The organism is Dietzia sp. SYD-A1 (assembly GCF_015356725.1).
Taxonomy (GTDB): domain Bacteria; phylum Actinomycetota; class Actinomycetes; order Mycobacteriales; family Mycobacteriaceae; genus Dietzia.
Genome location: NZ_JADDKI010000536.1, coordinates 1 through 2,145, shown reverse-complemented (window position 1 = coordinate 2,145; position 2,145 = coordinate 1). Strand labels below are relative to the sequence as shown.

Sequence of the window (2,145 nt, the reverse complement as noted above, 5' to 3'; positions counted from 1 at the left end):
CGGCCCGCCAACTCCCCCACCGACACGGCCACGAGCACGCCGACCGGCAGCATCAGCAGCAGCGCCGGCACCGAGCACACCCGCGCGACGAACAGGGCCTGGTCGCGGGTCTCGGCGAGCGAGAGCCGCCCCCTGGCGACCGTGCGCACGCAGCTCAGCAGGGTGAACACCGAGTAGCCGACCAGCGATCCGACCTGTCCCGCCAGATCGACCACCGGGCCTCGGCCCGCGGGGAGTTGGAAGACCATGTCAGTGGTATCCGGGTTCCGACGTCGTCTCGTCCGCCGGGTCAGACACCCGTGGAGCCGTGCTCCGAGCGGAGCGAGCCCTTGACCACCTTGCCGCTGGCGTTCCGGGGGAGCTCATCGACGTGGACGAGGTGTTTGGGAAGCTTGAATCCGGCCAGCTTGTCCCGCAGCCACTCCACGAGGTCGTCCAGGCCGAGGTCGGGCTCGTCCGTCTGGTGCTGGGCGATGATCGCCACGGGCACCTCGCCCCACGTGTCGTCCTTGCGACCGATCACCGCGACCTCGCGGATCCGGGGGTGGCCGGCGATGACGTTCTCGACCTCGGCGCAGTAGATGTTCTCGCCGCCGGAGATGATCATGTCCTTCTTGCGGTCCACGACGTAGACGAAGCCCTCGTCGTCCATCCGGACCAGGTCACCGGAGTGGAACCAGCCACCCTCGAAGGCCTCCGCGGTCTCCGCGGGCTTGTTCCAGTACCCGGACATGGTGGTGGGTCCGCGGTAGACGATCTCGCCCACCTCGCCGGGCCCGACCGGCTCCCCGAAGGCGTCGACGACCCGGGCCTGGAGGGTGGGGATGACCTTGCCGACGGACCCGAGCTTGCGGATCGCGTCGTCGCCGTCGAGAGCACAGGTGATGGGGCTCATCTCGGTCTGACCGAACACCGCGCAGTTCAGCGCGTCCGGGAACGTCTCCGACATGGCGCGCAGGATCGTGTCCGTGGACGGGGCCGCACCCCACGAGATGTTGCGCAGCACCAGCGTCCGCGGGCGGGCCTGCTGCTCGGCGCACACGGCCTGCCACTGCACGGGCACGAGGAAGACGCTGGTGATCTGCTCCGCCTCGAGGGTGTCCAGGACCGCCGCGGGGTCGAAGGCCTGCAGCGGATGGACCACCGTGACGCCGCCGAGCTGGAGACTCGGGGCGATCGACCCGAGCGCCGCGATGTGGAACATCGGGGCCGCGCACAGCGCGCGCCCGTCCTCGTCGAAGAGCCGGAACACCCGGATACAGGTCAAGGACTGAGCGGTGAGGTTCTCATAGGAGAGCATCGCGCCCTTGGGCCGGCCCGTGGTGCCCGAGGTGTACATGATGAGCGCCGTAGAGTCCTCGGGGACGTCGACCGGCTGATGGGGTGCGCCCTCCTCGGCGAGCGCGTCGGCATAGGTGGTCTGGCCTTCCGTACCGGACTCGCCCCCGATGACGATGTGGTCGCCCGGCTCCTCACCCTGCGCGCGGATCGCCCCGACGAGCGGGGCCAGCATCGCGTCGGTGACGACGACCTTCGGTGCGCAGTCACTCACGAGGTAGGCCAGCTCCGGCGGAGTGAGACGGAAGTTCACCGGCACCGCGATGGCTCCCAGCTCGTTGATGCCGAGAACCGCCTCGACGAACTCCGGGTTGTTGAGGGTGATGAGCATGACCCGATCACCCCTGGCGACCCCGCGACGGGCCAGTGCGTCGGCGAAGAGGCCGCTGCGCTCGTGCAGTTGCGACCAGGTGGTGGTCTGGCCGAGGTAGCGCAGTGCCTCGCCGTCGGGGTTCATCTCGGCGTGGGTGGCCACCCAGGAATTCCAGTGGTTGCGACGGGCGGCGTGGAGCTCGGCGACGGGGTCCGTCGTGGTGGTGGTCATGATCCGGCCTTTCGTGGGGAGCGGTGAGGGTGAACCAGGTCAGGAGAAGTCGGGGCGTCTCTTCTCGAGGATCGAGGCGACCCCCTCTGCGAAGTCGGCGGACACCAGGAGTTCGCACTGCCCCTCGTGCTCGCGCGCCAGAGCTGCGTCCAGCTCGGAGAGCGTGGCCCCGGTGACGGCACGCTTGGTCAGTTCCAGTGCGCGGCGAGGACCCCGGGCCAGTCGGCGCGCGAGCTTGGCGGCCGCGGGGCGCAGGTCCGCGG

1 protein-coding gene and 2 pseudogenes are annotated in these 2,145 nt (G+C 69.8%); all 3 read right to left on the bottom strand.

Translation table 11 applies throughout. The features are described from left to right. Positions 1-248: pseudogene (locus IY392_RS16565) on the bottom strand (ABC transporter permease); the annotation flags it as partial. A gap of 41 nt (positions 249-289) precedes the next feature. Further along, positions 290-1,882, bottom strand: coding sequence for a fatty-acid--CoA ligase FadD5 (gene fadD5, locus IY392_RS16560; protein WP_194861815.1), 1,593 nt, complete (start codon positions 1,880-1,882; stop codon positions 290-292). 39 nt (positions 1,883-1,921) lie between these two features. Further along, positions 1,922-2,145, bottom strand: a pseudogene (locus tag IY392_RS16555) (enoyl-CoA hydratase); the annotation flags it as partial.